This is a genomic window from Streptomyces sp. SID14436 (assembly GCF_010548465.1).
Classification (GTDB): Bacteria; Actinomycetota; Actinomycetes; order Streptomycetales; family Streptomycetaceae; genus Streptomyces.
In genome coordinates this window covers 1-5,383 of sequence record NZ_JAAGMD010000607.1, presented here as the reverse complement: position 1 = coordinate 5,383, position 5,383 = coordinate 1, and the positions used below count along the sequence as shown (strand labels likewise).

Below are 5,383 nucleotides of genomic sequence, written 5' to 3'. Positions count from 1 at the left end.
ACCCGGCCGACACCCTCGCCCTCATCGACGACCTGCTCGCGCGCGTGCGCCGCCACCGGCCCGCCGACTCCTTCGACGCGCTCGCCCGCCACCGGCTGCTGGAGCGCCGCGTCCTCCTGGAGCGCCACGCGCACCGGCGCCCGCCGCGCGGCGGTGCCGTGGGGTGGGTGCACGGCGACTTCCACCCGTTCAACCTGCTCTACCGGGGGGACGCGCCCGCCGCGATCGTCGACTGGGACCGGCTGGGCGTGCAGCCCCGCGCGGAGGAGGCGGTCCGGGCCTCGGCGATCTTCTTCGTGCGGCCCGCGGGCACCCTCGACCTGTCCCGTGTGCGGTCCTTCGCCCGCGCCTACCGCGGCGCCTCGGGGGCCACGCCCTCGGAGCTGGCGGCGGCCGTCCACCGGGTCTGGTGGGAACGCCTCAACGACTTCTGGATGCTGCGCTGGCACTACGAACGCGCCGACACCCGCGCGGACGCCCAGTTCCCCGCCGCGGCCGCGCTGGCCGTGTGGTGGACCCGGGAGTACGACGCGGTGTGCGACGCGTTCGTGGACTGACCGCGAATGACCGCGACTGACCGCGTGGGGGCGGCGGCGGTCGGCTCCCGCCGTCTCCCACGCCGACCGCGGGGGCCGGTCAGTTGCCGCCGTCTCCCACGCCGCCGCCGTCCTCGCCGCCGCCGGTGGCGCCCTCCGCGGCGCCGCCCCCCGTCGGCTGCGTCGCGGGCGGCGTCGTGGGCTCCTCCGGCTCCGTGGTCGGGTCGTCCGGCGTCGTCGGGTCCTCGCCCGTCGGGTCGCCCGTCGGGTCCTGGGTGGGCTGCTGCGTCGGCTGCTGCGTCGGCTGCTGGGTCGGCGTCCAGTTACCGCCGGAACCCGTGCCGGTGCCGGTGTCGGTGTCCTGGCTCGGCGCCTCGCTGGCGTCGTCGCTGGGGCTCTCGCTGGCCTTCTCGTCCTCGGTGGTCTGGGACGTCGTCGGCGACTTCTCGGGCCGGTCGCCGCCCCCCTGGTCACCGGTGTTGTTCAGCGCCAGCGCGACACCCGCCGCGATCGCGATCACCGCGAGCACGGCCAGGACCCACAGCTTGCCGCGCCCGCCGCCCCGGTTGCCGTTGCCCTCGAAGCCGCCGTCGTCCCCGCCGCCGTATCCGGCGGGCAGGATCGGCTGCGGGATCGCGGTGGTGCCCGCGGCGTCGGGGTGCTGCATCACGGCCGTGCCGGCGAAGCCGCCCGCCGGGGTGCTGCGGCCGTCGTGCATGTCGACCGGGCCGGTGTTCCAGGTGCCGGTGTGGCCGCCCTGGTCGTAGAGCATCTGCAGCGCGTACTGGACCAGCCCGCGCATCTCCTCGGCGGTCTGGAAGCGGTCGTCCGGCTCCTTGGCGAGCGAGCGCATCACCAGCCCGTCCAGCTCCGGCGGGGAGACGTCGGAGGCCTCGGACGGCGGCGTGGGGATGTCCTGGACGTGCTGGTACACCACCGACAGCGGCGTCTCACCCGTGAACGGGGGCCGCAGCGCGAGGAGTTCGTACATCAGGCAGCCGGTGGCGTACAGGTCGGAGCGGTGGTCGACGGCCTTGCCGAGCGCCTGTTCCGGCGAGAGGTACTGCGGAGTGCCCATGACCATGCCGGTCTGCGTCATCGTCGTGGACGCGCCGTGCAGGGCGCGGGCGATGCCGAAGTCCATCACCTTCACGGCGCCGTTGTTGGTGATGATGACGTTGGCGGGCTTGATGTCGCGGTGCACGATGCCGTGCTGGTGCGAGTAGGCGAGCGCCTCCAGGACACCGGAGACGATGATCAGCGCCTGCTCGGGGCCCGGCGCCTCGGCGTTCATCAGCAGGTCGCGGATGGTGCGGCCCTCGACCAGCTCCATGACGATGTACGGCACGGGCTGGCCGCCCATGACGTCCTCGCCGGAGTCGTACACGGCCACGATGGCATGGTGGTTGAGGCCGGCCACCGACTGTGCCTCGCGCGTGAAACGGGCTTTGGCGACCGGGTCCTCGGCGAGGTCGGAACGCAGCAGCTTGACGGCGACGGTGCGCCCCAGACGCACGTCCTCGGCGGCGAACACCTCGGCCATGCCGCCCCGGCCGAGCCGGTGCGTCAGCCGGTACCGGCCGTCGCCCACGAGCCCGCCGTTGCCCCAGTTGTCCGGCGCGTCCGACATGCCGCCGCCAGTCGCCTCGGGGTCGGACGGGCCCTGGGCGCGCTGCTGCTGTGCCATCAGTCCTCGCCGTCGTTTCTGCCCGCGGTACGCGCGGTGTTGTCACGGTCTCTCCGTCGAGCCACGCTACAGCCTTTGCGCAAGCCTTCGGTCCGGGACGGGCTGCCGGGACCGGGACGAGACGGACCGGTCATGAAACCCGCACTCCGTACTGTCGTGCAAATTCCGTGTACCGGCCGTACGCCTGCTGTAACGCTTCCGCGACGCTTCTTTCGCGTACGGTCACGGAACGGGCACCGCGCTTGACGTGTCGGTGGCCTGCGGCAGACTTGGCCGGGAATAGCACATGGGATCTACGACGATCGGTCACCGACGACGGCGCCGGAGAGGCTACGGGGGAAGCGGAACATGAGCCAGGACGGCGCACAGGGCCACCACGCGGGACGGTCGCTCGCCGGCGGACGTTACCAACTGCGGGACCTGCTCGGCCAGGGCGGCATGGCCTCCGTCCACCTCGCCTACGACAGCGTGCTCGACCGTCAGGTCGCCATCAAGACACTGCACACCGAACTCGGCCGGGAACAGGCCTTCCGTGAGCGCTTCCGCCGCGAGGCGCAGTCCGTGGCGAAGCTCACGCACACCAACATCGTGTCGGTCTTCGACACCGGCGAGGACGACGTCGACGGCATGACCACGCCGTACATCGTCATGGAGTACGTCGAGGGACGCCCGCTGGGCTCGGTGCTCGACGAGGACGTGCGGCAGCAGGGCGCGATGCCCGCCGACAAGGCCCTGAAGATCACCGCGGACGTGCTCGCCGCCCTGGAGATCAGCCACGAGATGGGCCTGGTCCACCGGGACATCAAGCCGGGCAACGTCATGATGACCAAGCGCGGCGTGGTCAAGGTCATGGACTTCGGCATCGCCCGCGCCATGCAGTCCGGCGTCACGTCGATGACCCAGACCGGCATGGTCGTCGGCACCCCGCAGTACCTCTCGCCGGAGCAGGCGCTCGGCCGCGGCGTCGACGCGCGCTCCGACCTGTACTCGGTCGGCATCATGCTGTTCCAGCTGGTCACCGGGCGGCTCCCGTTCGACGCCGACTCCCCGCTGGCCATCGCCTACGCGCACGTACAGGAGGAGCCGCCGGCCGCCTCCTCCATCAACCGCTCGCTGCCCCCGGCCGTGGACGCGCTGATCGCCCGCGCCCTGAAGAAGAACCCCAACGAGCGGTTCCCCAGCGCAGAGGCGATGCGCGGGGAGTGCCTGCGGGTCGGCCAGTCCTTCCAGGCGGCCCCGCCGAGCATCGTCCCCGGCACCCAGGCGCCCGCCGGCTCGGGCGTCGGCTCCGCGGTGTTCCCGCCGGTCGACCAGACCGGCCAGGCGCAGGCGGGCAACGTCCAGACCCCGTACCAGCCCGGCCCCACGCCCACGCCGCACCCGTACGGCACTCCGGCGCCGTCCCCGTCGTACGGCTACCCGCAGCAGGGCGGGTACGCGACGCCGCACCCGGCGGCCTACTCCGCGCAGCCGGGGCCGTCGACCCCCGCGCCGTACACGATCTCCCCGCAGGCCGGCGCCCCGGGCGGGCAGGGCGGCGGGCGGAGCAACCGGCCGGTGATCATCGGTTCGATCGCCGTCTCCGTGCTCGCGGTCGGCGGCCTGATCGCCGCGCTGACGCTGAACGGCGGCGGCGGTGAGGAGAACAAGGGCGGCGGCGGCTCGCCGTCGGCGTCCGCCACCAAGGCGGAGGGCTACCGCGGGCCGGACACGTCGAAGACGATCGACAAGGAGGAGTGCGAGGAGCCGCAGGAGTCCTACAACGACCCCGACAAGATCCGGCTCCCGAACTTCAAGTTCAAGTACATCAAGTCGGTCAAGGAGTGCTTCCAGGCGGCCGGCTGGGGCGACCTGAAGATCGTCAACGTGGACGAGAACGTCTACGGCGAGGGCTCGGTCCGCGAGCAGTTCCCGCCGGCCGGCACCGACGTCGACCCCGAGGACATGCCGGAGATCACCCTGAAGGTCTCCACGGGCAACCCGCCCTGACCGGGCGGGGCCGGGGGTCTCCCCGGCCCGGTAGGCACGGACGGCGAAGGGGCCCGGAGATCCGGGCCCCTTCCTGTTGTCCGGGCGGGTCGGCGGGCCGTTACAGGTACGGGCCGCCCGAGCGACCGCCGAGGTGGGGGTCCTCCTGGCCGTCACCGGCACCGGGCGGGAGCGCCCTGCGCATCTGCTCCAGCTGGGCACGCGCCGCCATCTGCTGGGCGAACAGCGTGGTCTGGATCCCGTGGAACAGACCCTCCAGCCAGCCCACCAACTGCGCCTGCGCGATCCGCAGTTCGGCGTCGCTGGGGGTGGCCTCGTCGGTGAAGGGCAGGGAGAGCCGCTCCAGCTCCTCGACCAGCTCGGGGGCCAGACCGTCCTCCAGCTCCTTGACCGAGCTGGCGTGGATCTCCTTGAGCCGGGCCCGGCTGGCCTCGTCCAGAGGAGCGGCGCGCACCTCCTCCAGCAACTGCTTGATCATGCTGCCGATCCGCATGACCTTGGCGGGCTGCTCGACCTGCTCCGTCACCGGGGTCTCGCGGGAGTCCTCGTCCCCGGTGCCACCGCCGAGCGCCATGCCGTCCTGGCCGACGACCAGGATCTGCGGTTTCTCCGGTGACCGTTCGTTCCTCGGCATCTCCATGCAGCCATTCTCTCGCACCCCGTGCCCCACTCGGGTGGTGCCCCCGCGGACCGGCAAGGTGCGGCACGGGCTCCTGGGCGGACGAGGTACGGGTTCCCCGCTTCCGAGGTCACGATTCAGCCGACCGGCACCGCTCGGCATGCCGGGAATGCCCGGAAATGCGAATCTTTTGGGGTCCATCCGGCCCAACTCTGCCGACGGTGCCCGCGCACACGTCGGCGCGGGAGGTCACGGTCGTGACTCCATGGCTGCGTGCAGTGCGGACGAACGGGGCGGCGGCCGCCCTGCGAGCGGGCGTCGTCCTGGGGACGGGGATCGCCCTGGGGACGGGCACGGTGGTGCCCTGGGGCGCCGGTGTGACGCCGGTCGGGGCGTCCGTGGCCCATGCGCACGACCGGGCGCCGGGTACGGCCGACGGGGGCGGACGGGGTGTCCGCCGTGCCGGACCGGACCCGGACGAGGGCCGGCGACCGGACCCGCACGCACCCGCCCGCGAGGAGGGCCGCACCGATGACGGTCCGGCGGCCCTGC

The 5,383-nt window shown here is 72.8% G+C and carries 4 protein-coding genes and 1 pseudogene; 3 read left to right on the top strand and 2 right to left on the bottom strand.

All coding sequences use genetic code 11. The annotated features are described in order from the left end of the window. On the top strand, positions 1–557 hold a 557-nt coding region (locus tag G3I53_RS21565; RefSeq protein WP_164438676.1), incomplete at its 5' end, for a phosphotransferase. Positions 558–636: 79 nt separating this feature from the next. Here the strand turns inward: G3I53_RS21565 and G3I53_RS21560 are convergent. Then, a complete protein-coding gene (locus G3I53_RS21560; protein ID WP_164438675.1) occupies positions 637–2,223 on the bottom strand; it encodes a protein kinase in 1,587 nt (528 codons plus the stop codon). 348 nt (positions 2,224–2,571) lie between these two features. On the opposite strand from G3I53_RS21560, the gene G3I53_RS21555 reads away from it, so the two are divergent. Beyond that, positions 2,572–4,212 (top strand): protein kinase, encoded by a 1,641-nt coding sequence (locus G3I53_RS21555; protein ID WP_164338446.1) that lies wholly within the window; start codon positions 2,572–2,574, stop codon positions 4,210–4,212. A gap of 100 nt (positions 4,213–4,312) precedes the next feature. Here the strand turns inward: G3I53_RS21555 and G3I53_RS21550 are convergent, their stop codons facing one another. Further along, positions 4,313–4,852: a bacterial proteasome activator family protein gene (locus tag G3I53_RS21550; protein ID WP_164338445.1), complete on the bottom strand. Its 540-nt coding sequence runs from the start codon at positions 4,850–4,852 to the stop codon at positions 4,313–4,315. 200 nt (positions 4,853–5,052) lie between these two features. On the opposite strand from G3I53_RS21550, the pseudogene G3I53_RS33400 reads away from it, so the two are divergent. Then, a pseudogene (locus G3I53_RS33400) lies at positions 5,053–5,383 on the top strand (hypothetical protein); the annotation flags it as partial.

Bases quoted from the DNA above. Each gene is read 5' to 3' on its own strand.
- G3I53_RS21560 (WP_164438675.1), bottom strand. From the start codon at position 2,223: ATGGCACAGCAGCAGCGCGCCCAGGGCCCGTCCGACCCCGAGGCGACT.
- G3I53_RS21555 (WP_164338446.1), top strand. From the start codon at position 2,572: ATGAGCCAGGACGGCGCACAGGGCCACCACGCGGGACGGTCGCTCGCC.
- G3I53_RS21550 (WP_164338445.1), bottom strand. From the start codon at position 4,852: ATGGAGATGCCGAGGAACGAACGGTCACCGGAGAAACCGCAGATCCTG.